General features: G+C 70.6%; 17 protein-coding genes and 1 pseudogene. 5 read left to right on the forward strand and 13 right to left on the reverse strand.

What is annotated here, in order from left to right; translation table 11 throughout:
* Window positions 1–3: 3 nt before the first annotated feature.
* The 4 genes from L3Q67_RS44490 to L3Q67_RS44505 form a co-directional block, all read right to left on the reverse strand.
* The gene (locus L3Q67_RS44490; RefSeq protein WP_308158757.1) at window positions 4–813 is read right to left on the reverse strand and encodes a carbohydrate ABC transporter permease; all 810 of its coding nucleotides are present in this window, start codon (window positions 811–813) and stop codon (window positions 4–6) included.
* Window positions 810–1,709, reverse strand: coding sequence for a carbohydrate ABC transporter permease (locus tag L3Q67_RS44495; RefSeq protein WP_499187393.1), 900 nt, complete (start codon window positions 1,707–1,709; stop codon window positions 810–812). The genes L3Q67_RS44490 and L3Q67_RS44495 overlap by 4 nt, the downstream gene beginning before the upstream one ends.
* The gene (locus tag L3Q67_RS44500; RefSeq protein WP_499187394.1) at window positions 1,706–2,932 is read right to left on the reverse strand and encodes a sugar ABC transporter substrate-binding protein; all 1,227 of its coding nucleotides are present in this window, start codon (window positions 2,930–2,932) and stop codon (window positions 1,706–1,708) included. The genes L3Q67_RS44495 and L3Q67_RS44500 overlap by 4 nt, the downstream gene beginning before the upstream one ends.
* A 73-nt stretch (window positions 2,933–3,005) precedes the next feature.
* Window positions 3,006–4,010 carry a LacI family DNA-binding transcriptional regulator gene (locus tag L3Q67_RS44505; protein ID WP_499187395.1) on the reverse strand — a complete coding sequence of 335 codons (1,005 nt, stop codon included), beginning with the start codon at window positions 4,008–4,010 and terminating at the stop codon, window positions 3,006–3,008.
* Between the two features lie 199 nt (window positions 4,011–4,209).
* On the opposite strand from L3Q67_RS44505, the gene L3Q67_RS44510 reads away from it, so the two are divergent.
* The gene (locus L3Q67_RS44510) at window positions 4,210–7,194 is read left to right on the forward strand and encodes a glycoside hydrolase family 3 protein (RefSeq protein ID WP_499187396.1); all 2,985 of its coding nucleotides are present in this window, start codon (window positions 4,210–4,212) and stop codon (window positions 7,192–7,194) included.
* Here L3Q67_RS44510 and L3Q67_RS44515 read toward each other — a convergent pair.
* The gene (locus L3Q67_RS44515) at window positions 7,178–7,555 is read right to left on the reverse strand and encodes an STAS domain-containing protein (RefSeq protein ID WP_499187397.1); all 378 of its coding nucleotides are present in this window, start codon (window positions 7,553–7,555) and stop codon (window positions 7,178–7,180) included. The two genes, L3Q67_RS44510 and L3Q67_RS44515, sit on opposite strands and share 17 nt — an antisense overlap.
* A 141-nt stretch (window positions 7,556–7,696) precedes the next feature.
* Between L3Q67_RS44515 and L3Q67_RS44520 the strand changes: the two genes are divergently transcribed.
* Window positions 7,697–8,719, forward strand: coding sequence for a YdcF family protein (locus tag L3Q67_RS44520; RefSeq protein WP_499187398.1), 1,023 nt, complete (start codon window positions 7,697–7,699; stop codon window positions 8,717–8,719).
* Window positions 8,720–8,797: 78 nt separating this feature from the next.
* Window positions 8,798–9,145 carry a hypothetical protein gene (locus tag L3Q67_RS44525; protein WP_499187399.1) on the forward strand — a complete coding sequence of 116 codons (348 nt, stop codon included), beginning with the start codon at window positions 8,798–8,800 and terminating at the stop codon, window positions 9,143–9,145.
* Between the two features lies 1 nt (window position 9,146).
* On the opposite strand, the pseudogene L3Q67_RS44530 reads toward L3Q67_RS44525, so the two are convergent.
* Window positions 9,147–9,486 (reverse strand): annotated as a pseudogene (locus L3Q67_RS44530) (carbonic anhydrase).
* Between the two features lie 101 nt (window positions 9,487–9,587).
* On the opposite strand from L3Q67_RS44530, the gene L3Q67_RS44535 reads away from it, so the two are divergent.
* Window positions 9,588–10,391, forward strand: coding sequence for a Rossmann-fold NAD(P)-binding domain-containing protein (locus tag L3Q67_RS44535; protein ID WP_499187400.1), 804 nt, complete (start codon window positions 9,588–9,590; stop codon window positions 10,389–10,391).
* On the opposite strand, the gene L3Q67_RS44540 is transcribed toward L3Q67_RS44535, so the two are convergent.
* From L3Q67_RS44540 to L3Q67_RS44565, 6 genes are all read right to left on the reverse strand, one after another.
* Window positions 10,375–11,016, reverse strand: a complete 642-nt coding sequence (locus tag L3Q67_RS44540; protein ID WP_499187401.1) for a hypothetical protein — start codon at window positions 11,014–11,016, stop codon at window positions 10,375–10,377. The genes L3Q67_RS44535 and L3Q67_RS44540 overlap by 17 nt on opposite strands.
* Window positions 11,017–11,117: 101 nt before the next feature.
* The gene (locus L3Q67_RS44545) at window positions 11,118–11,774 is read right to left on the reverse strand and encodes a response regulator transcription factor (RefSeq protein ID WP_499187402.1); all 657 of its coding nucleotides are present in this window, start codon (window positions 11,772–11,774) and stop codon (window positions 11,118–11,120) included.
* Window positions 11,753–12,835 (reverse strand): histidine kinase, encoded by a 1,083-nt coding sequence (locus L3Q67_RS44550; RefSeq protein WP_499187403.1) that lies wholly within the window; start codon window positions 12,833–12,835, stop codon window positions 11,753–11,755. The genes L3Q67_RS44545 and L3Q67_RS44550 overlap by 22 nt, the downstream gene beginning before the upstream one ends.
* A complete protein-coding gene (locus tag L3Q67_RS44555; RefSeq protein ID WP_499187404.1) occupies window positions 12,828–13,931 on the reverse strand; it encodes a sensor histidine kinase in 1,104 nt (367 codons plus the stop codon). Before L3Q67_RS44555 ends, L3Q67_RS44550 begins: the two co-directional genes overlap by 8 nt.
* Before the next feature lie 50 nt (window positions 13,932–13,981).
* The gene (locus tag L3Q67_RS44560; RefSeq protein ID WP_499187405.1) at window positions 13,982–15,463 is read right to left on the reverse strand and encodes an ABC transporter substrate-binding protein; all 1,482 of its coding nucleotides are present in this window, start codon (window positions 15,461–15,463) and stop codon (window positions 13,982–13,984) included.
* A complete protein-coding gene (locus L3Q67_RS44565; protein ID WP_499187406.1) occupies window positions 15,460–17,415 on the reverse strand; it encodes a hypothetical protein in 1,956 nt (651 codons plus the stop codon). The genes L3Q67_RS44560 and L3Q67_RS44565 overlap by 4 nt, the downstream gene beginning before the upstream one ends.
* Before the next feature lie 286 nt (window positions 17,416–17,701).
* On the opposite strand from L3Q67_RS44565, the gene L3Q67_RS44570 reads away from it, so the two are divergent.
* Entirely contained in the window at window positions 17,702–20,116 is a 2,415-nt protein-coding gene (locus L3Q67_RS44570) for a glucan 1,4-alpha-glucosidase (protein WP_499187407.1), read from the forward strand.
* Between the two features lie 310 nt (window positions 20,117–20,426).
* On the opposite strand, the gene L3Q67_RS44575 is transcribed toward L3Q67_RS44570, so the two are convergent.
* Window positions 20,427–21,320: an alpha/beta fold hydrolase gene (locus tag L3Q67_RS44575; protein ID WP_499187408.1), complete on the reverse strand. Its 894-nt coding sequence runs from the start codon at window positions 21,318–21,320 to the stop codon at window positions 20,427–20,429.
* Window positions 21,321–21,323 lie beyond the last annotated feature (3 nt).

Consider the following 21,323-nt stretch of genomic DNA (forward strand, 5'->3'; position numbering starts at 1 on the left):
CTCCTAGTCCTTGAGGGCGCCGCCGGTGACCCCGGCGACCACGTACCGCTGCGCGATGACCAGCAGCACCGCCGCCGGGATCGAGGCCAGTACCGCGGTGGCCAGCACCGCGTTCCAGTCCGCGCTCTGATTGCCGATGAACCGGTAGATGCCGACCGTGATCGGCTCGATCGCCCGGCCGGTGGTGAGCGTGACGGCGAACAGGAAGTCCGCCCACGCGAACAGGAACGAGAACAGCCCGGCGGTGACCATCGCGTTGCGGCTGACCGGCACGATGATCGAGCGGAACACCCGCCAGTACCCGGCACCGTCCACTCTGGCCGCTTCCGACAACTCGCGCGGGATGGAGAGCATGAACGCCCGCAGCACCAGGATGGCGAACGGGATGGTCGCGGTGGAGTCCGCCAGCACCAGTCCCGCGTAGCTGTCGATCAGGGAGAACTCGCTGAACAGCGTGTACAGCGAGTTCGCCATCACCGGTCCGGGGACCATCTGCACGATCAGCAGCGCGAAGACGAACGCCTGCACGCCGCGGAACCGCAGTTGCGCCAGCGCGTACGCGGCCGGCATCGCGACGATCAGCGACACCACCACGGTGCCTGCCGCGACCGCCAGGCTCGCCAGCAGGTGACCGCCCTGGGTGGACAGCGCGCTGCGGTAGCCGTCGAGCGTGCCGTTCACCGGGAGCCAGTCCGGCGACGGCTTGAGCAGGGATCCCGCCGGTTGCAGCGAAGCGTTGACCATCCAGTACAGCGGGAACAGCAGCACGATCACCACCGCGACGCCGAACGCGGTGCGCAGGTACCGGGTCACCGCTGTTCCTCCCGCAGGGCGGCGCGCGCCGAACGCAGGTACAGCAGGCCGAACGCGGTGGCGATGAGCACCAGCAGGTTGCCGACCGCGGCACCCTGCCCGAAGGCGAAGTCCCCGTCGAAGGACAGCTGGTAGGCCCAGGTGGTCAGGGTCTGCGTGGCGTTGGCCGGGCCACCGCCGGTGACCACCATGATCACGTCGAACACCTTGATCGTGTAGACCAGCCCGAGCATCAGCACCACCGCGGTGACCGGGCGCAGCAGCGGCCAGGTGACGTGCCGGAACCGCTGCCAGGCGGTCGCGCCGTCCAGCGCCGCCGCCTCGTACAGCGAAGCCGGGATGGCCCGCAGCCCGCCGTGCAGGATGACCAGGTTGAACGGGATGCCGATCCAGATGTTCACGATGATCACCGCGGGCAGCGCCCAGCCGGGGTCGGTCAGCCACGGCGTCGGCCCGTCGGCGAGGCCGACCGCGCGCAGTGCCGCGTTGATCACGCCGTGGTCCTGGTCCAGCATCCACCGCCACACCGCGCCGCTGACCACCAGCGGCAGCAGCCACGGCAGCAACAGCAGCGAGCGCAGCAGGGCGCTGCCGGGGAAGCGGCCGCTGAAGAACACCGCGAGCGCCAGGCCGATGGTGAACTGGAAGAAGATCGAACCGAGGGTGAACAGCGCGGTGTTGAGCAGGGCCGTGCCGAACAGCGGGTCGCCGAGCACGGCCGCGTAGTTGTCCAGGCCGGCGAACGGGGCTTCACCGGTGTAGAACGAGCGGACCGAGTAGTCGCGCAGGCTCATCGCGATGTTGTTGACCAGCGGATACCCGAAGAACAGCAGCACGTAGACCAGTGCGGGCAGCAGGAACGCCCAGGCGGCCCGGCGTGAGGTGCCCAGGGTCACGGACGGCCCGCCTGCTCCTGCGCCGCCCGCAGCGCGTCCTCCGGCGACTGCTGCCCGGCCAGCACCGACTGCAGTGCCGCGCCGAGTGCCTGCGAGACCGTCGAGTACCGCTCACCGAGTTCGGCGGTCCGCGCACGGGCCGTCTCCACTTCGGTCACGAAGGGCTGCATGGCGGGGTTCTCCTGGCCGAACTTCTTGGCGACCTCCACTTTGGACGGGACGTAGGCGTGCGCCTTGTCCCAGGCGACCATGTTCGGCTCGTTCAGGATGCAGCCGAGCACCTTCGCCGCGGCCTGCTGGCGGTCGGCACCGGTCGCCGGGATCGCGCCGACCTCGCCGCCGAGCGCGACCGCGGGGGCGACACCGGGCCGCGGGGTCGGGATCGGCACCACGCCGTAGTTCAGCCCGGCCGTCTCGTCCAGCCGCGCCAGGTTCCACGAGCCGTTGACCATCATCGCCGCGTTGCCGGTGACGAACTGGTCGGCCACGTCGTTCTGGTTCCAGTTGAGCACCGACTTCGAGGCCGAGCCCGCGGTGACCAGGTCGCTGACGAAGCGCATCGCCTCGACCGCCTGCGGTGAGTCCAGTTTGGCCAGATCGGCGCCGTTGCTCCAGAAGAACGGGAGGAACTGCCAGGTGCCTTCCTCGGTGGCCAGCGCGGAGAAGGCCAGGCCGTACTTGCCGTCCTTGGTCAGCGCGGTGGCCGCGGCCTTCAGCTGCTCCCAGGTCTGCGGGGGCTCGATCCCGCTCTGCTGCAACAGGTCCTTGTTGTAGATCAGGGCGAGGCCGTTCACGCCGGGCGCGAGCCCGTACACCTTGTCCTGGTAGGTCCCGGCCTTGACGATGCCCGGGTAGTAGCCGTCGGTGGAAATGCCGTAGTCGGTCAGCGGGGTGAGCGCGCCCGTGCTGGCGATCTGCTGCAGCGAGGGGTTGTCGGCGAAGAGCAGGTCCGGCAGCGTGCGCGAACTGGCGTCCTTGAGGATCTTCGGCAGCATCTGGTCGGTGGGCACGGTCTGCCGGTTGACCTTGATCCCGGTCTCCGCCGCGCAGGTGTCCAGCACCTGTTGCCAGGCCTTGCTGCCCTGCTGGTCGGCGTAGTAGTCCAGGGCGGTGATCTCGGTCGCCGCCTGGCCGGATTCGCTCGGCCCGCACCCGGCGAGCACCAGGGCGCTCGCGGTGACACCGGTGATGACGAGGTTTCGAGCTAGAGCGGCACTGCTCATCTGATCCTCCGAATCTTGGCACTGTCGAAGCGCTTCGAAATGCGGCGTGCGGAATCCACCGGCGCCCGCGGCTTCAGCGGCGGCGCGCGGTACTGCCTCCCTGGGTCAGTTTCGGCGACAGCAGCCGGACCTCGGCCGAGCCGGAGCCTTCGAGCTGGCGCATCGCCATCTCCACGGCGATCCGCCCGACGTCGTCGGACGGGATCGCCACGGTGGTCAGCGGGGTCGAGTACTGGGCGGCCATGTCCTCCGGGCAGATCGCCACCACGGAAACGTCGGCGGGCACGCGCCTGCCGTGCCGTTCCAGCTCGGCGAGCACCCCGCCGAGCACGGCTTCGTTGTGCACCACCAGCCCGGTCAGTTCCGGCTGCCCGGCCAGGATCTTGGCCACGCACTCGCGCACCGCCGCGTAGGAGGGCGCGCAGGCGTGGTTGGTGGCACGCAGGCCGCGTTCCTGCGCGCTGGCGGCGAAACCGCGCAGGAACCGGCCCGCGAAACTGGTGCCGCGCTCGTACACCGTCGGCGACGGTCCGATCAGCGCGACGTCGGTGTGCCCGAGATCGGCCAGGTGCTGCACCGACCGCGCGGCCGCGGCGGTGAAGTCGAGGTCCACACAGGACAGGTCGGCGGGGTCGTCCGGCACGCCGATCAGCACCACCGGGCGCAGCAGCGACTGCAGCACCGGCACGCGTGGCTCGTCGGCTTCGACGTCCATCACCAGGATGGCGTCGGCGCTGGCCGAACCGGCGACCCGGCGCAGTCCGTCGGGGCCCTCGTCGGCGGTCAGCAACAGCACGTCGTGATCGTGTTTGCGGGCCGAGGTGACCACCGAGGTGACGAACCGCATCACCACCGGGACGTGGATGTCGGTGCGCAACGGGACCACCAGCGCCAGCACCTGCGTGCGGCTGCTGGCCAGCGCACGGGCGCCGGCATGGGGGTGGAAACCCAGCTTGCGCACGCTGGCTTCGACGCGGCGGCGGGTCTCCAGGGAAATCGAGCGCTTGCCCGAAAGCACGTAGGAAACCGTGCTCGGGGCGACCCCGGCGTCACGGGCGACATCGGCGATGGTGATCATCCCACCTGCCTCCCGTGAGTCGAAGCGCATCGACGCATGTCTTGGGTGGGTGAGATTAGGCCAGTCCGCTGAAGAACACAAGCAGCGTTGACCCCATCGGTCATCCGATGCCATAGTCCCGGACACCGCGCACCACTGCATTCCCGACAGGTCCTCGATGATTGTCGAATCGCTTCGATAGCGTTGTCCGGAGGTGGCTGTGTCCTCGAAATACCCGAAGTCCCCGAAATACCCGAAGAACCCCAACGAGATCCCCCGCCGCAGCGTGCTGGCGCTCGCCGCCGCGGCACCCCTGCTGGCCGCGACCCTGCCGCGCACGGCCCGCGCGCAGGTCGCCGACTTCCCGTTCCGAGATCCCACGCTCGGCCTCGAAGCACGGGTGGCCGACCTGCTCGGGCGGCTCACGCTCGACGAGAAGGTCGCGCTGCTGCACCAGTACCAGGCGCCCGTGCCCCGGCTGGGCGTGGCGGCGTTCAAAACCGGCACCGAGGCGCTGCACGGGGTGGCGTGGTCGACCGACAGGTCCGCCGGCGGCGCGGTGGTGACCGCGACGGCGACCGTGTTCCCGCAGGCCATCGGCCTGGCCAGCACCTGGGACCCGGCGCTGGTCGAGCAGGTCGGCACCGCGGTCGGCACCGAAGCCCGCGGGTTCCACGCGGAGAACCCCGGTGTCTGGGGCCTGCAGTTGTGGGCACCGGTGGTCAACCTCCTGCGCGACCCGCGCTGGGGCCGCAACGAAGAGGGCTACTCCGAGGACCCGTACCTCACCGGCGCGATCTCCACCGCCTACGGCCGGGGCATCCAGGGCGAGGACCCCGACCACCTGCGGGCCGCCCCGGTGCTGAAGCACTACCTGGCCAACAACAACGAGGTCCGGCGCGACACCACCTCCTCGGTGCTGCGGCCCAGGGTCAAGCGCGAGTACTACGAGTCCGCGTTCCGGCCCGCGCTGGCCGCCGACGCCGCCACCGGGGTGATGTCGGCGTACAACCTGGTCAACGGCAGGCCGATGACCGCGCACTTCGACCACAACGACGTGGTGCGCACCTGGACCACCCGCACGCTCTTCAACGTCACCGACGCCGGCGGGCCGAACAACCTGACCGGCAGCCAGGCCTACTACGCCACCCAGCCGGAAGCCGACGCCGCCGTGCTGCGGGCCGGGCTGGACAGCTTCACCGTCGACGACACCAACTCGGCGAAGACCATCGAGGCCGTGCACGCGGCGCTGGCACAGGGCCTGCTCGCGGAGTCCGATGTGGACACCGCGGTCCGGCGCATCCTCAGCATCCGCGTGCGGCTCGGCGAGTTCGACCCGGGCGGCGGGCCGTACGGCCACCTCGGCAAGGAAGTGGTGGACACCCCGGAACACCGGGCACTGGCGCGGAAGACCGCCGGGCGGGCGATCGTGCTGCTGAAGAACGACGGATTGCTGCCTTTGCCCCGCGGCCGCACGGTGGCGGTGATCGGCCAGTTGTCGGACACGCTCTACACCGACTGGTACTCCGGCGCGCTGCCCTACCGGATCACGCCGTTCGACGGGATCACCGAAGCGGCGGGCGCGGCGGTGACCACCACCGAAGGCGTCGACCGGATCGCGTTGCGCACGACGGATGGGTACGTCACGGCGACCGCGGCCGCCACCCCGCTGACCGTCTCGGCTTCGACCGGTGACGACACGCGGTTCGACGTCTACGACTGGGGCGAAGGGATCGTCACGCTGCGCGCGCTGTCGAACGGCAATTTCCTCTCATTCGGCCCCGACCGCACGCTGGTGAACAACGCCCCGCAGCCGAACGGCTGGTTCGTGCAGCAGCAGTTCAAGCTCGTCGCCCACGGCGGCGGGCACGTACTCGAGTACGCGGGCAACGAGACGGACGACTCGTGGTTCGGCGACCAGAAGTACGTGGCCGTCGGCGCTGACGGGCGGCTGACCATCACCGCGAAGTCCCCGGCCGAGGCCACGGTGTTCACCAAGGAGGTCGTGCGCAGCGGGATCCAGAGCGCCGTCGCGGCGGCGAGTGAAGCCGATATCGCCGTGGTGGTCGCGGGCAGCATGCCGTTCATCAGTGGCCGTGAGGACGACGACCGGCAGAGCCTGGACCTCGCGCCCGCGCAGCAGGCCGTGCTCGAGGCGGTGCGGCAGGCGAATCCGGACACCGTGCTGGTGCTGGAGAACAGCTACCCGACCACGATCGGCTGGGCACAACAAAACCTACGATCGGTCGTCTGGACGACGCACGCGGGCGCGGAGACCGGCCACGCGGTGGCCGACGTGCTCTACGGCGACGTCAACCCCGCGGGCAGGCTCACCCAGACCTGGTACCGCTCGGCGGCCGACCTCCCCGACCTGCTCGACTACGACATCATCAAGGCGGGCCGCACCTACCAGTACTTCGGCGGCGATCCGCTGTACCCGTTCGGCTTCGGGCTGTCCTACACCTCGTTCGACTACCGGAACCTGCGGCTGAGCGCGCCGACGATGTCCGGGCAGGGCGAGATCGGCGTGAACGTCGTCGTGACGAACACCGGCACGCGGGCGGGCGACGAGGTCGTGCAGCTCTACACCCACCAGCGGACTTCACGTGATCCACAGCCAAAACTGCGGCTTCGGGCGTTCGCGCGGGTGCACCTGGCGCCCGGCGAAGCCAAGACCGTGACGCTCTCCCTGCGAGCCGCGGACCTGGCGCACTGGGACGTCACACGGGATCGCTGGGTGGTCGAGACCGCGACGCACGACGTGCTCGTGGGCGCGTCCAGCGCGGACATCAGGCTGCGCGGCACGCTGCGCGTCCGGGGCGAGGCCATTCCACAGCGCGACCTGCACAAGACGACCGAGGCCGAGAACTTCGACGACTACGCGGGCATCACGCTCACCGACCGGACGAAGGAACGCGGCACCTCGGTCACCTCGGCCGGTGGTGGCTGGATCGCCTTCCGGGACGCCGACCTGCACGCGCGGCAGCTCAGCGCGCTGGTGTCCGCGCAGGCCCCCACGACGATCACCGTGCGGACCGGACGGCCGGACGGCCCGGTGCTCGGCACGCTGACCGTGCCCGGCACCGGGGACCGGTATGCCTATGTGAGCGTCTCGGCGCCGCTGACCGGCGCGCAGGGGCGGGGCGACCTGTACCTGGTGTTCGGCGGCCCGGCCTCCCTGGGGACCTTCAGCCTGAAGCGGTGAGCGGGCGGGCGGCCCACGCCAGTGCCTCGTCCACGGTGGGCCGCACCACCAGCAGTTTGTGCAGGCTGAGCAGTTCGATCGGCCGGAGCACGGCGTGCTGCCGCGTGGCGATGGTGAACGGGATGCCGGCGGCGTGGGCGTCACCACAGGCGCCCACCAGTGCGGACAGGCCTTCCGACGAGCAGAAGGTGACGGTGGTCAGGTCCACCACGACCGCACGCGGGCGCAGCAGGATTTCGGTGGTGAGCTGATCGCGCAGGCGCTGGACGATCAGCGCGTCGATCTCACCGCTGACCGCGACCACGGTCGCTTCGGCGGTGGTGGACACGGTCATGCCGGCGCGGGCGGGCAGGTAGGGCACGCGGCCTCCTCACGGGACACGCGAGGACGCCAGGGGCCGCCCCCGGGTGCGGTTGGTCCAACCGGAGTGGGTGACGGCTGCTGTCTGAACCGAGTCACCCCGACCGTACCGACAATCACCCGATGGTGCAGCCCTTAAGCTGTGGCGCCCCCTGTCCCCACGGCTTTGGAGAGCGTCATCGGCGCGTTGTACGGATCGCTGTCCGCCATGGCACTGGCGGTGTTCGTCTCGGGCTTCCTCCGGGAACCGCGGCGGGTGAGCAACGCGGTGTGGCTGGGTGTGGCGGCCACGCTGTTCGGCCTGGCCCTGCTGGTGTTCTCGCCCGGCTGGGTGGGCGAGTCGCTGGTGCTGCCCGCGATCGCGGTGGTGGCGCTGCTCACACCGGTCGCCCTGCTCGGCAACGGGGTGGTGATGTGGCGGCGGGAGGGTCACCGCCCGGCCAACGTGCTCTCCCTGCTGGCCGGTGCCGGACTGGCCGCCGTGGTGGTGCTGACGCTGGTGATCGGCCCCGGCGGCAGCCGGTGGACGGTGGCCGCGCTCAGCTCGGTCCTGCTCGCCTGCGCGTACGTCACCTTCCTGTTCGCCTGCCTGCTCGGGTATTCGGTGCTCTACGGGCGGATCGTGCGCCGGCGCGGGATCACCGCGATCCTCGTGCTCGGGACGGGACTGCTCGGCACGCAGGTGCCGCCGCTGCTGGCCAGCCGCCTCAACCGGGCACGGCAGTTGTACCGGCGGCAGAGCGGGCAGCCGCCGCTGATCGTCGTCTCCGGTGGCCAGGGTCCTGGAGAGGACAAGACCGAGGCCGCCGCCATGCGCGACTACCTCGTGCAGCGCGGAATACCCGAGGACCGGATCCTGCTCGAAGAGGAAGCGACCACCACCGAGGAGAACCTGCGCCTCGGGCTGGAAGTGCTCGGAAAACGACCGGCACGCAAAGAGGTCGTGGTGGTGACGAACAATTACCACGTTTTCCGGACCGCGGTGACCGCGCGCCGCCTCCGCCTCCCGGTGCGCGTACTCGGTGCACCGACGGCGTTGTATTTTCTGCCGAGCGCGGTCATCCGTGAATTCATCGCGCTGGTCGTGCACTACTGGCGCCTCAACGCGATACTGTTGTGCCTGCTGGTCGCGCTGCCGTGGCTGCTGACACTGAGCTGGAGCTGAAACCCGGGCCTAAAGACCCGGTAAGGGCAAGGCCGATGGGCCGTAGCCGCATTTCCCGCGCGGGCGCACCCTTTTCCCATGGTGAAGAAAATCGTGGTCGCGGGTGCGTTGTTCCTCCTGAGCGGTTGTGCCGGAATGCCGGGGAAAGCGGTCACGCTCGCGCCGCTGGCCACACCGGTGCCCGCCGTGCCGACGCAGACGCTCGTGGTGCAGCCGCCGGTGACGGTGACCGCACCACCTCCCGCCGTGCAGGCGCCGCCGCAACCGCAGCCGCCGCGCAACCAGACCGCGTGCCAGTGGATGCACACCAATGGCTACTCCTACACCGCCGCGTACAACGCCTGGCAGGACGCGGGTTATCCGCTGAACTGGGACGCCGACCGCGACGGCTGGCCGTGCGAGCAGAGCTTCGGCGACCGGAACTAGGTCACCCCGTCGCCGGAACCTCGTTGAGCTTGCCGGTGGCGACGTCGAACACGAAGCCGCGCACGGAGTCCTTGACCGGGATGAAGGGGCTGTGCTTGATGCGCGCGATCGATTGGCGCACATCGGTTTCCAGGTCCCCGAAGGCTTCCGCGGACCACGACGGCTTGATGCCGACCTCGGCTTGGATGGAGCTCTTGAACTCGTCGTCGGTGAAGGTGAGCATGCCGCAGTCGGTGTGGAGGATGCACCGCCACCTGCTTGGCGGGCGGCAGGGGCAGCGGCCCCTCGAAGGACTCGGCGTAGCGCGCGTTGTTGGCGAGCAGTTCGTCCGTGGCGGTCATGGGCCAAGTCGACCGTCGCATGCACTCATGCGCAACCTTGCCCACGCGCTGTACTTGAACCGGCGGGTTCAATCTAGTGTTCTCGGTGGTAAGGTCGGCACATGGCGAAGACAGTGGTGATCACCGGCGGCACGGACGGGATCGGAGCGGCGCTCGCCCGGGCGCTGGCCGGAAGAGGTGACCGGGTGGTGGTGCTGGGGCGGAATCGGGAGCGGGGCGCTCGGCTCGTCCGCGGGGGCGGCGGACTGGTCACCTTCCACGAGACCGACCTCGGCCTGATGTCGAACACCCGTGCCGTAGCGGCGGAGATCGCGGAGGCGCACCCGGTGATCGACGGGATCGTGTTCTGCGCACGGTATTTCCGGACCAACCGGGTGGTCACCTCGGAAGGGCTGGAGCACAACTTCGCGTTGTTCTACCGAAGCCGCGCGGTGCTCGGGGAGGCGCTGCTCGGGCCACTCGAAAAGAGCGGGCGCGCGGTGGTGATCAACGTGGCCGGGCCGGGGCACGACACCCCGGTCGACTGGGACGACCTGCAGAGCGCACGCGGTTACGACGGCGTGCGCGCGATGTTCCAGGCCGGGCGGCTCAACGACTTCCTCGGCGTCGAATTCGCCGAGCGGCACCCCGGGATCGCCTACGTGCTGTTCCACCCCGGCACCACGGCGACCGGGTTCGCCGGGGAGTACGACGCGGCCACGGCCGCGTTCATCGAACAGCAGAAAGCAAGGGCGAAACCCGCCACCACGGTGGTCCCGCCCTTGCTCGATCTGCTGGACCAGCCGCCGTCGAAGGCGCTCAGCGCGTTCCACCTGGACACCGAACTCGATGTCCACAGTGGACTCTTCGACCGCGCCGGCGCGGCGAGGCTGGCCGCCGCGCTCGGACCTACTTCTTCCAGGTGACCGGGTCGTCCTTGTACTCGTCGCTGTCGGTGTAGGTCGCGCCGCCGATCTCGCCGCCCTCGCGGATGGCCTGCAGTTCGCAGGTCTCGTACTTCGCGCCCGCGGTGGTGAAGTCCTTCTTCGCCGACTCCGACTCGCACTGCGGGGTCTCGCCGGTGATGATCACGCCGGTGCCGCGCCCGTCCGGGCCCACCGCGCGCAGGCGCACCGAGCTGTAGGCGAGATCGGTGCCGCCGACGTTCTCCACGGTCATCCGGATGTACACCGGCGTCATGCCCTTGGCCTTGTCGCCGAAGGACGCCAGGTCGGCGTTCGAGCCGAGGTCGATCGAGGTGACGGTGACCGCGATGGTGCCGGTCTTGTCCGTGCCGTACTTGAACGGGACGACCGCGCGCTCGCCGACCTTCAACTCGGTGCCGGGCGCGGTGACCTCGGCGGAGCCGGTCGAGCCCGCGGGGGCGGCGCTCGGTGCCGACGAGGGCGACGGCGGCTCGGCGGCGGAGGATTCGGCGGGCGCGGGGGCCGGGGCCGGGACGGCGGCCTGCTCGGTCCCCCCACCGCAGGCGGACAGCACCAGCAGCGCGGCCAAACCGGTGGCGAACAGGGCGGTGCGGTCGTGCTTCATGGATCTCCTCGGCTCCCCCGCCGAATCGGCTCCGGCGCTCTCGCCACGCACCGTAATCGCCAGGGGGGCCATCCGGTGTGGCCCGTTCACACCACAAGCGATCACAAATCGCTTACGCCGATCAGCCCATCCTGGATCGCCCTGGCCACCAGCGCCGCCTTGGTCGGCGCCTCCCTGCCGATCTGCGCGTACTTGATCCGGATGCGCTCCAGGTGCGAGTTGACCGTGTTCGGGGAGATGCCGAGCCGGTGCGCGACGAATTCCTTCGACTCCGACTGGAACCACTCGATGAGCACCTCGGTCTCCCTGGCCGAGAGCGCCGGGCGCCGGTCCGACCGGTCACCGGCCAATGCCCCGGCGAGGGACGGCGGTGTGTACGCCCGGTCACCGGCGGCGGCGCGGACGGCTTCGACGAGGTGCTGGTCGCCCTCGGCCTTGGTGAGGTAGCACAGCGCGCCGAGTTCGAGGCACTGCAAGGCGATGTCGTCGTCGGCGCGCATCGAGTAGACCACCACCCGGCGGCCCGCCTCGGTCAGCCGGCGCAGGTCGCCCATGGCCGGGGTGGTGCTGTTCAGGTGCAGGTCGAGGATCACCACGTCCGCCAGCGCGCCGTCACCCATCCACGCCACGCGCACGTCCTCGCCCTCGGCGACCACCCGGATCGGCGGTTTGCCCGAGGACAGCCAGTGCACCACCCCGGCTCGCACGGCGGGGTGGTCGTCGATCACCACCGCGGTCAAGTTGGTTCCGAACGCCATTTCGCCTCCATCCACAGCCGCTCTCCCAGTGTGTGGCACTCGACCCGCACCCGAGGGCTGCCGTGCGGTGACTCACCCGGCTCGCCCGGTTCACCATCGGTGATCACCGCGACCCGGACTTCGTCACCGCCGCGCAGCACGCTCACCCGCGCCTGCGACCGCGCGCCCACCAGCGCGGTCATCAGCGGGGACGTCAGTTCCCGGCGGACCGCGGTCGGCACCGGCGTCGGCTCGCCGCTGACCGCCAGCGCCACGGTCAGCCCCCGGCGCTCGGCGAAGTCGACGCAGGCCGAGACCTCGTGCACCAGCGGGTCGGGCACGTCGTCGTTCTCGGCGAACAACCGCCGCAGCTGGGTCGCCGCCAGTACGCACCGCTGCCGGGTCTGTTCGGTCCGCGGGTCCACTGTGGAGTCGGCCAGCGCGGCCAGCAGCGGCAGCGTGGCGCCGAGCTGACCGGCGAACCGGAGGCGCTGATCGGCTTCCAGTTGCTCGGCGAGCGCCTTGCGGTTGGCCAGCCGGTCGCGCTCGGCGGCGGCTTCGGCGGCCTGCCGCGCCCGCCGGTGGACCAGGCGCACCAGCGCGAGCGTGGCCAGCTGGAAGCTGATCACGCTGAGCACCACGATCGCCACCCCGCCGATCTCGGCGCGGTCGGCGGGCGTGGTGGTGACCAGGCGCGCCAGGTTCACCGCCACCTGCACCCCGAGCGCGCCGACTGCGAACGCGGGCCGGTCCAGCAGCAACACCAGCAGGTGCCAGCCCGCCAGGCCGAAGGACCAGTGCTGGTCCCCGAACAGTTCGTCCGGCGGCACCACCCAGGTGGCCACCGCCGACGCCACCAGCACCACGACCGCACCCGGCAGCGCCACCGGCAGCGGCACCGCGCACCCGCGCAGCACCCAGCACGCGGCCACCACGGTCACCCCGGCCAGCGCGACGAACGCGGACCAGGCGGCGGGCCCGTGCACGCCGGGCAGGCTGAGCACCGGCTGGATCGCGGCGACCACCACGAGCAGCGCGATCCGGCACACGGCGAGCACCCGCCCGGCTTCGGTCTCAGTCATCGGGCCACACCAGTTCCACCGTGGTCCCCGCACCCGGCGCGGAGGTCACCGTGGCCCGGCCGCCCACCGCGGCCATCCGCTCGACGAGCGAACCGCGGATGCCGCGCCGGTGCGGTCGCACCTCGGCCGGGTCGAACCCGCGGCCGGTGTCACGGACGGTCACGCGGACGCCGTCTTCCACGGTCAGCACGGCTTCGGCCACACCCGCGTGCCGCTCGACGTTCACCAGTGCCTCGCGCACCGAGCGCACCAGCGCCAGCGCGACGGACGCGGGCAGCAACGGCACCGGCGACCACCGCGCGTCGACGCGCAGCGGGCTCTGCTCCAGCACCCCGCGCAGGGAGGATTCCAGCTCGACCATGCTGTCGTGGCCGGTCTCGCCGGTGAGGATGCGCAGGTCGCGGCGGGCGTACTCGGCGACCTTCGCCGGGTCGGCGGTCTCGCCGCGTTGGGCGACCATCAGGAAGGTCGCGGACGCGGTGTCGTGCAGCACGGCCAGGTACTCGCGCTCCTGCCGCCGCCGTTCGACGGCCAGGAACTCCTCGCGTTCGAGCCGGGCCCGCCGCTCACGCAGGCGGTCGACCTGGCGGGTCGAGCGCAGCAGCAACAGGAACGCGAGCCGCGCGAGGACGCTCTCGATCAGCACCCGCAGCACCACGCCGACGCCGTCCTCCGGGGCGAGCGGCAAGAGCTGGATCACCAGCAGGCAGGCGACCGCGGGCACGGTGACGCGCGGCGGCCATTCCCACTGCAGCGTGATCGCGGTGATGGTGAGGACGTTGAGCGCCCACTGGTTCAGCTCACCCGGCTCGGGTGCGGTCGCGACCTGGGCCGCGCCGATCGCCGCCGCGCGAACCAGCGCGAGCACGAAGGCGGCCCGCCTGCCGCGGCCGGTGCGCGAGGCGTACCCCTCGACGGCGGCGGTGAGCAGCGCCAGCGCGAGCAGCCCGAAGGCGAGCGGGAGCGCGCCCGCCGGGGTGGCGAGCACGCCGAACACGCTGATCACCAGCAGTCCGGCACCCCGGGCCAGCCCGGCGAACCGGCCGACCACCGCGAGCGACTCCGCTTCGACGGAGGCAGCACGAACGGACGGCACGGGAGGCAGTCAAGCAGACGACTTGACCACCCGCTTCCGGACCGCGAATGTCACTCGCCGGGGGCGGCCAGTGCCAGGAATTCCGGGGTGTCGTCCACCCGGACGCGCAGGATCGGCACCGCCTTGTTCACCGGGTCACCCCGTTCGTCGAAGGAGATGTCGCCGCTGGCGCCCGGTACGGCCAGCTCCCCGTGCAGCCGGTTCCGCACCTGCAGCACGTCCTTCGCGGTCACCTTGCTCGCCGGGTTCGCCACCGAGTGCCGGATCGCCCACACCGCGCTCAGCATCGCGTCGTGGGCCAGGATCGCGACGCCGTCGTCGAGGCGGTCGTCGGGGAACATGGCCCGGAAGCACTCCGTGCAGCCCGGCTCCTCGAACCCGGCGACCGAGCCGCCGTTGAACTGCTCCGGCGTGGTGGCCCAGGCCTGCGGGTGCGCCAGTCCCGGCGCCAGCACGGTCACGTTGGCCTCCAGTCCCCGGCGCATCGCCGCGTCGGGAGCTTCGACCAGCGCGAGGTCGCCGGTCAGCACGGTGATCGGCTGGTCGAGGCACCGGCGGTTGGCCAGTTCCGCGATGAACGCGGTCAGGTGGTTCTCCCGGCCGGCGAAGTAGACGACATCCGGGTCGTTGCCGCACAGGTTCGGCATCATCTGCAGGAAGGTGTTCTCCACCCCGGGCAGGGTCGAGTCGTACGGCTCGGGCCGCCCGATGATCTTGTGCTCGGCGTCGGTGAACTGCGCGGTGAACGCGTCGGCCAGTGTCTTCGGGTAGAGGTCGCCGGGGTTGCTGTCCCGCACCAGCATCGCCGTGCGCGCGGTGGGCTTGATGTAGTTCGCCGCGGACTTGGCGTAGGTCGAACTGGTCGGCGAAACCCGCAGGAACCCGGGGATCTGCGACAGTTCGTCGGCCGCGAGGTGCGAGCCGATGATCGGCACCCGCAGTTCGGCCAGCCGGGTCATCGCGCGCCGGGCGTCGTCCAGGCTCAGCCCGATGCCGGTCACCGCGACCAGGTGCTCCGGCTCGATCCGCCGCTCCAGTTCGGCGACCACCGGCTCCCACTGGGCCAGCCTGCTGCCCGGGTTGGCCAGCAGCAGCCGGATCATCGGCGCGCTGCCGCCCCACGCCCCGCGGTTGGCCCGGAACTGGGCCAGGTAGGCGCCCTGCAACTGGTGGCGGACCCACTCCGGCGACAGGATGTCCTCCTCCGCCAGCGTCATCGGCAGGAACACCGCGACGCTGACGTACGGCTTGCCCGACGCGGCCACGGCGTCGTTCTCGGCCCGGATGCGGCCCTGCACGTCGGCCAGGTCCGGGGCGAACACGTACCGCCCGTCGGTGACCCCGGTGCACTCCGAGAGTTCCCCGCGCTGCTCCACGCCGTCGTCGCAGGTGCGCGAAGCCAGGTTGATCGCGGGGACCACCACGGTCACCGCGACCACCACCGCCGCGGCCAGCAGTGCCGCGCCGCCCACCCACAGCCACTTCCACCACGCGGGCTTCGGCGGGGTGATCCGGTCGGTTCCCGTGCTCATCGATACCTCTCCGCGCGTTCGTGCAGGAGCATCGAGCCGCGGCCCCTGCCCTGGGCCAGGTGGTGGAAACTGCTTTCGATGGTGCTGTCGAGCGTGCCGCCGGGGTCGCCGATCGGGTCGCGGGCGAGCCAGAGCGAGACGAGCAGCCAGGCGAGCGTGCTGTCCAGTTCGTCGGCCCACTGCCCGGCGTGCGCCTGCACCTGGTCGTACGGCTCGGCGGTCTTGTCCAGCCGGTTCGGCGCGGCGGTGATCTGGTCCAGTTCGGCCAGCCACGCCTGTGCCTGCCGCACGTCGAGTTCCCCGTCGAACGGCTTGCGCAGGTGGCCCACCGCGTCGGCGACGTTGCCCAGCGCCAGGTCGTGGTACCGCGCGGAGACCGCCCGGCCGTTGCGCTCGTAGAAGTCGCGGCACAGGGTGTGCACGCGGTCCCAGTTCAGGTCGTGGTCGTCCCCGCGCGCGGCCAGTTCGCCCAGCAGCACGCGCCGCAGCAGCGGGTGCAGGGCGTAGCGTCCCTCGCCGGGTTCCGCGCAGAGCCAGAGGTTGTCGCTCAGCGTCTTGAACAACGCGCCTTCGCCCGCGGGCATCTGCAGCGAGAGGATTTCGCGGTGGAACAGGATTTCCACGTCCTGCGCGGCGCTCGCGGTGATCAGGTCCTCGCGGCTGGACGCGGGGAAGTCCTGAAGCAGGTACTCGCGCAACCGCGGGAACTCCAGTTGGAACACCGAACGCAGCGAGGTCGGGTTCGACCGGTCGTAGGTGCGCGCGATCAGGTCGAGCACCTCGGTGGTCGCGCCGGGGTGCCCGTCGGTGAGCCGGTGCACGAAGCCGGGCAGCCGCGAGGTCGGGTGGATGTCGTGCACCACCGCGAGGTCCACGGTGTCGTCCTGGGACAGCGTGCCGAGTTCGATCAGGTACCACGGCCACCAGCGGCCGTGCGCCAGCGCGGCGGGGCCGGCCCAGTCATCGTCCACATCGGACGCGGTGCGCGGGCGCGGCCACGACAGCCCGTTGGTCCGCTCGGTCGACGGGCGGCGGCGCTCCGGCTCGTCCACCCCGGAGGCGGTCGGCGGGTGCCAGCTCTCGTTCCAGTCGGGGTTCCAGCCACGGCTGGTGGCGAACACCGCGAGCGGGTCGTGCTCGGTTCCGGCGCGGCGGCGGGCTTCGGCGAGCACGCGGAGGAACGCCTGCCCGCCGGGGGTGTGCGTGTTGTCCAGCAGCACGGCCGCGTTCAGCGTGCGGCGGGCGCGGTTGACCCCGGAGTAGGCGCGGCGGAGGTCGGCGAGGAAGGCGTCGCAGAAGGTGGCGTCGGCGGCGGCGCGGTCGTCCTCGTCGCCCTGGGCCCAGCGGGCGATCTCGATCAGGAAGTCCTCGCGGCTGCCGGAACTGGCGGGCAGGCTCTTGATCTTGCCGAGCAGGCGCCTGCGGTCGTACCAGCCCAGGCCGCGCAGCAGCAGGTCGGTGGCCTCGGGCCAGCCCGGCGTGCTCTGCCCGCCGATGCCGCCCGCCAGCCGGACCACGTCCACCACGGCGTCGCGGTTCTGCTCCAGCGGCTGGTTCTGCGCCAGCACCTCGCGCAATTTCCGCAGCGCGAGGCGCCGGTCGCCGATTTCCACCGGCGAGCCGACCACGAGCATGCACAGCCACAACCGGGGAAATGCGATCCGGCCGAACTGGCGCCAATGCCTGCTCAGCTCGAAGGCGAGGTGCCCGAGCAGTTCCCTGGGCTCGATGTTGGCCCAGTCCTCTTTCTCGAAATCGACCTGCGCGTGCGGCACGTCCGCGCAGCGGTCCAGGATTTCCCGCAGCAGCGCGGTCTTCCCGGTGCCGCGGGCGCCGAGCGCGACCACCAGCGGACTGCCCCAACTCTGCCCACCGGGACGTGCCAGGCACTTTTCGATGAGCCCCACGGTGATCGGCCGCATTCCGGCCAGGCGGGTCGGCTCACTAGGCATCTTCGCCCTTTGCTCGACGAGTAGTAGCGATCAAATATAGAGAGCGTTCGTCACGAACGGAAAACGGGTGCACGAAATGATTTGGGTCCGGCGTTCATACCGCCGTTCGGGGCTGATCGCTGACGCTTTCCGGTGATTCATCCAGTGGAAAGAGCTACCGGCCGGACCAGTGGTGGCCGTGGTCCGGTTACCCCGATCGGCCCTGTCGCCCGGCCCCGCCGACGAATATGTTGCGACGAACAACAAATTCCTGCCGCCGACGACGCCTGTGGGAAGGACCCCCGCGATGACCCGTTCGCGCACCAGGACAGCTGCCACCCTGCTGTCCTTTTCCCTGCTCGCACTACCCGCGCCCGCCGCTTCGGCGGCGGCCGAGGCACCCGGCGCGCCGGGCACCGGCGCGGCCTGGACCACCGGTGGCAAGGAGGGATTCGGCACCTCGGCCACCACCGCCTCGAAGGTCTGGTTCACCCTCGGCCAGGGCATCAGCCACGAGGTCTACTACCCGACCGTGGACGTGGCCAACGTCCAGGACCTGCAGTACGTGGTCTCCGACGGGGCCGGGTTCACCCAGCTGGAACGCGACCACACCAGCAAGCAGGTAGTGCTCACCGATCCGCGCTCGCTGAGCTACCGCCAGGTCAACACCGCGGCCAACGGCCGCTACCGGATCACCAAGACGCACACCGCCGACCCGGCCAGGGCGACCGTGCTGGTCCAGACCCGGTTCGAGGTGCTCAGCGGCGGGCCGCTGCAGCTCTACGCGCTCTACAACCCGTCGCTGAACAACAGCGGCATGGGCGACACCGGCGCGACCTCCGGCGGTCAGCTGGTCGCCTCCGACGGCCCGGTGTCCAGCGCACTGGCCGCCTCCACCGGCTTCACCAAGCTGACCAGCGGGTACAGCGGCAGCGCGAGCGACGGTTACGCCGACCTCAGCGGCAACCACGCGCTCGACACGCAGTACGACTCCGCCTCCACGCCCGGGAACCTGGTGCAGCTGGGCCAGATCCCGGTCGGCACGGACACCACCTTCACCCTCGCGCTGGGTTTCGGTGGCAATCGCGGCGCCGCCTCGGCCAACGCCTCGGCCTCACTGGCCGGTGGCTTCGCCGCCGCCGACACCGCCTACCGCGCCGGCTGGGACGCCTATCTGTCCTCTTTGGACGCGGTGCCCGGCTCGATCACCGCTGGCGGGCTGACCACGCAGTACAACGTGGCACTGATGACGCTGAAAGCCCACGAGGACAAGACCTACCTCGGCGCGAACGTGGCTTCGCTGACCAACCCCTGGGGTGAGGCGAAGGACGGGAACGGCACCGGCGACTGCGGTTACCACGCCGTCTGGTCGCGTGACCTGTACCAGGTGTCGACCGCGCAGATCGCCGCCGGGGACACCGCGGCGGCGAACCGTTCGGCCGACTACCTGTTCAACGTCCAGCAACGGCCGGACGGCTCCTTCCCGCAGAACACCCGGCTCGACGGCACCAACTGCTGGACCAGCCTGCAACTCGACGAGGTGGCCTTCCCGATCGTGCTGGTGTGGCAGCTGAACCGGTTCGACGCGGCGATGTGGGCGAAGGTGAAGAAGTCGGCGGACTTCCTGGTCTCACGCGGCCCGTCCACCCCGCAGGAACGCTGGGAGGAGAACGGCGGCTACTCGCCGTCCACCATCGCCGCGGAGATCGCCGGGCTGATCTGCGCCGCCGACATCGCCGAGCGCAACGGCGACACCGCGAGCGCGAACACCTACCGCACCACCGCCGACCAGTGGCAGGCGCAGGTGACCGGCTGGACCTTCACCACCTCCGGTCCGCTCGGCGACGGCCGGTACTTCGAGCGCATCGACGGCAACGGCAATCCGAACGACGGCCAGAACATCTTCATCCAGAACGGCGGCGGCAACCACGACGAACGCTCCATCATCGACGCCGGCTTCCTGGAACTGGTGCGCCTCGGCGTGAAGCCCCCGGCCGATCCGGACGTCGCGGCTTCGCTGCCCGAGGTGGATTCGACGATCAAGGTGACCACGCCGAACGGGCCGTTGTGGTACCGGTACAACCACGACGGCTACGGCGAAACGGCCTCCGGCGGCCCGTACACCGGCGCCGGTGTCGGCCGGTTGTGGCCGCTGCTCACCGGCGAGCGCGGGGAGTACGAACTCGCCAACGGGCGGTCCGCGACCACGCACCTGGCCACCATGGCGGCCGCGGCCAACCCGGGCTACCTGATCCCCGAACAGGTCTGGGACCGCGCGAGCGCCAGCGGCTTCACCTTCGGCGAAGGCACCGGCTCAGCGACCCCGCTGGCGTGGTCGATGGCCCAGTTCGTCCGGCTCGCGCACTCGATCGACGCGGGCGCGCCGGTGGAGACGCCGTCGGTGGTCAAGCAGCGGTACGCGAACGGGTGCGCCCACGTCTCGGCGAACTTCTCGGTCAACGCGACGACCACGTGGGGCCAGAGCCTCTTCGTCGTCGGTGACCGGCCGGAGCTGGGTTCGTGGAACCCGGCGAACGCCGTGCCGATGTCCTCGGCGAACTATCCACTGTGGACGGCCACGGCCGGGCTGCCGAAGGGGACCGCGTTCCAGTACAAGTACCTGCGCAAGGAGGGCGGCACGGTCACCTGGGAATCGGGCGGGAACCGGACGGCTACGGCTACGGGTTGCACGCTTGGGTTGAACGATACTTGGCGGTCGTAGGTGGTATCTGGGACCGCCCCGGTTTTTTAGTGTGACTACGGTGAAGACCTCGATGTCAAGGCGGGAGAGATGCCTTGACATCGAGGTCTTCGCCGTGTTTTTGGCTGTGGACCGGGGCGGGGTGGGGGGTCTGGGCGGGTCCCTGGTGGAGTGCCCGGGCGGCGGTTGCGCTGGGGGTTGGTGGTGGCTGCGCTGGGGGGTGACGGCTCTGCCGAATGCTATGAGTGGGGCATTACTTGCGTTGAATGCAAGTAATGCCGCATTCATAGCGTTTGGCCGCCTCGGGCGCGCGTGGCTTGGGGCGGCATGGTCAGGGCAGTAGGGCGGTTACGGCGTCGGCGAAGGGGTGGGGGGATTCTTGCGGGACGTTGTGGCCGATACCCGGCAGCAAGCGGTGGGTGTACGCGCCGGTGAAGTATTCGCGGTCCTCCGCCGCGCTGGGGCCGCCGACGCCGTCCGCGCCGCTTTCGAGCACCACGGACGGCACGGTGATCAGCGGCTCCGCGGCCAGGCGGGCCTCAATGTCCTGGTAGCGGGGATCGCCGTCGGCGAGTCCGTAGCGGTGGCGGTAGGAGTGGATCACCACGTCGACGAAGTCCGGGTTGTGCAGGCTCGGCGCGCTGGCGGGGAAGGCTTCCGCCGCCGCGGCCCACTCCGGCGACCACTGCCGCCACAGCAGCTCGCACAACTCCTCGCGGTTGCGCTCGAGCCCCCGCCTGCCGCGCTCGGAGTGGAAGTAGTACTGGTACCAGTAGGTGCTTTCCCACTCGGGCGGCGCGGGTTCGCCCGCGTAGGCGAGGTTCTGCACGTTGTAACCGTCCACACTGACCAGTCCGGTGACCCGCTCCGGCCACAGCGCGGCGGCGATGCACGCCGCGCGGCCACCCCAGTCGTACCCGGCGACCACGGCCTTCTCGATGCCGAGCCCGTCGAGCAGGTCCAAGAGGTCCTGCGCCAGCGCGCCCTGCTGCCCGGATCGGACCGTCGCGGGATCGCGGAAGCTCGTCCCGCCGAAGCCGCGCAGGTAGGGCGCCACCACGAAAGCACCACGCCCGGCCAGCGCCCCGGCGACCTCGTCGTAGGCACGCACGTCGTAGGGGAAGCCGTGGAGCAGGACCACCGGCGCCCCACCGGGATCGCCCGCCTGCTCGTAGGCGATGTCCAGCACCGGGGTGGTGACGCGGCCGGTCGACGAGAAGCTCATGGG

This window comes from Saccharothrix sp. AJ9571 (assembly GCF_021725495.1).
Taxonomy (GTDB): Bacteria; Actinomycetota; Actinomycetes; order Mycobacteriales; family Pseudonocardiaceae; genus Amycolatopsis; species Amycolatopsis magusensis.

Excerpts from the sequence above, each read along its gene's own strand:
- L3Q67_RS44500 (WP_499187394.1), bottom strand. The coding sequence starts at position 2,932 with ATGAGCAGTGCCGCTCTAGCTCGAAACCTCGTCATCACCGGTGTCACC.
- L3Q67_RS44505 (WP_499187395.1), bottom strand. The coding sequence starts at position 4,010 with ATGATCACCATCGCCGATGTCGCCCGTGACGCCGGGGTCGCCCCGAGC.
- L3Q67_RS44525 (WP_499187399.1), top strand. The coding sequence starts at position 8,798 with ATGGTGAAGAAAATCGTGGTCGCGGGTGCGTTGTTCCTCCTGAGCGGT.
- L3Q67_RS44535 (WP_499187400.1), top strand. The coding sequence starts at position 9,588 with ATGGCGAAGACAGTGGTGATCACCGGCGGCACGGACGGGATCGGAGCG.
- L3Q67_RS44540 (WP_499187401.1), bottom strand. The coding sequence starts at position 11,016 with ATGAAGCACGACCGCACCGCCCTGTTCGCCACCGGTTTGGCCGCGCTG.
- L3Q67_RS44545 (WP_499187402.1), bottom strand. The coding sequence starts at position 11,774 with ATGGCGTTCGGAACCAACTTGACCGCGGTGGTGATCGACGACCACCCC.
- L3Q67_RS44550 (WP_499187403.1), bottom strand. The coding sequence starts at position 12,835 with ATGACTGAGACCGAAGCCGGGCGGGTGCTCGCCGTGTGCCGGATCGCG.
- L3Q67_RS44560 (WP_499187405.1), bottom strand. The coding sequence starts at position 15,463 with ATGAGCACGGGAACCGACCGGATCACCCCGCCGAAGCCCGCGTGGTGG.
- L3Q67_RS44565 (WP_499187406.1), bottom strand. The coding sequence starts at position 17,415 with ATGCCTAGTGAGCCGACCCGCCTGGCCGGAATGCGGCCGATCACCGTG.
- L3Q67_RS44570 (WP_499187407.1), top strand. The coding sequence starts at position 17,702 with ATGACCCGTTCGCGCACCAGGACAGCTGCCACCCTGCTGTCCTTTTCC.
- L3Q67_RS44575 (WP_499187408.1), bottom strand. The coding sequence starts at position 21,320 with ATGAGCTTCTCGTCGACCGGCCGCGTCACCACCCCGGTGCTGGACATC.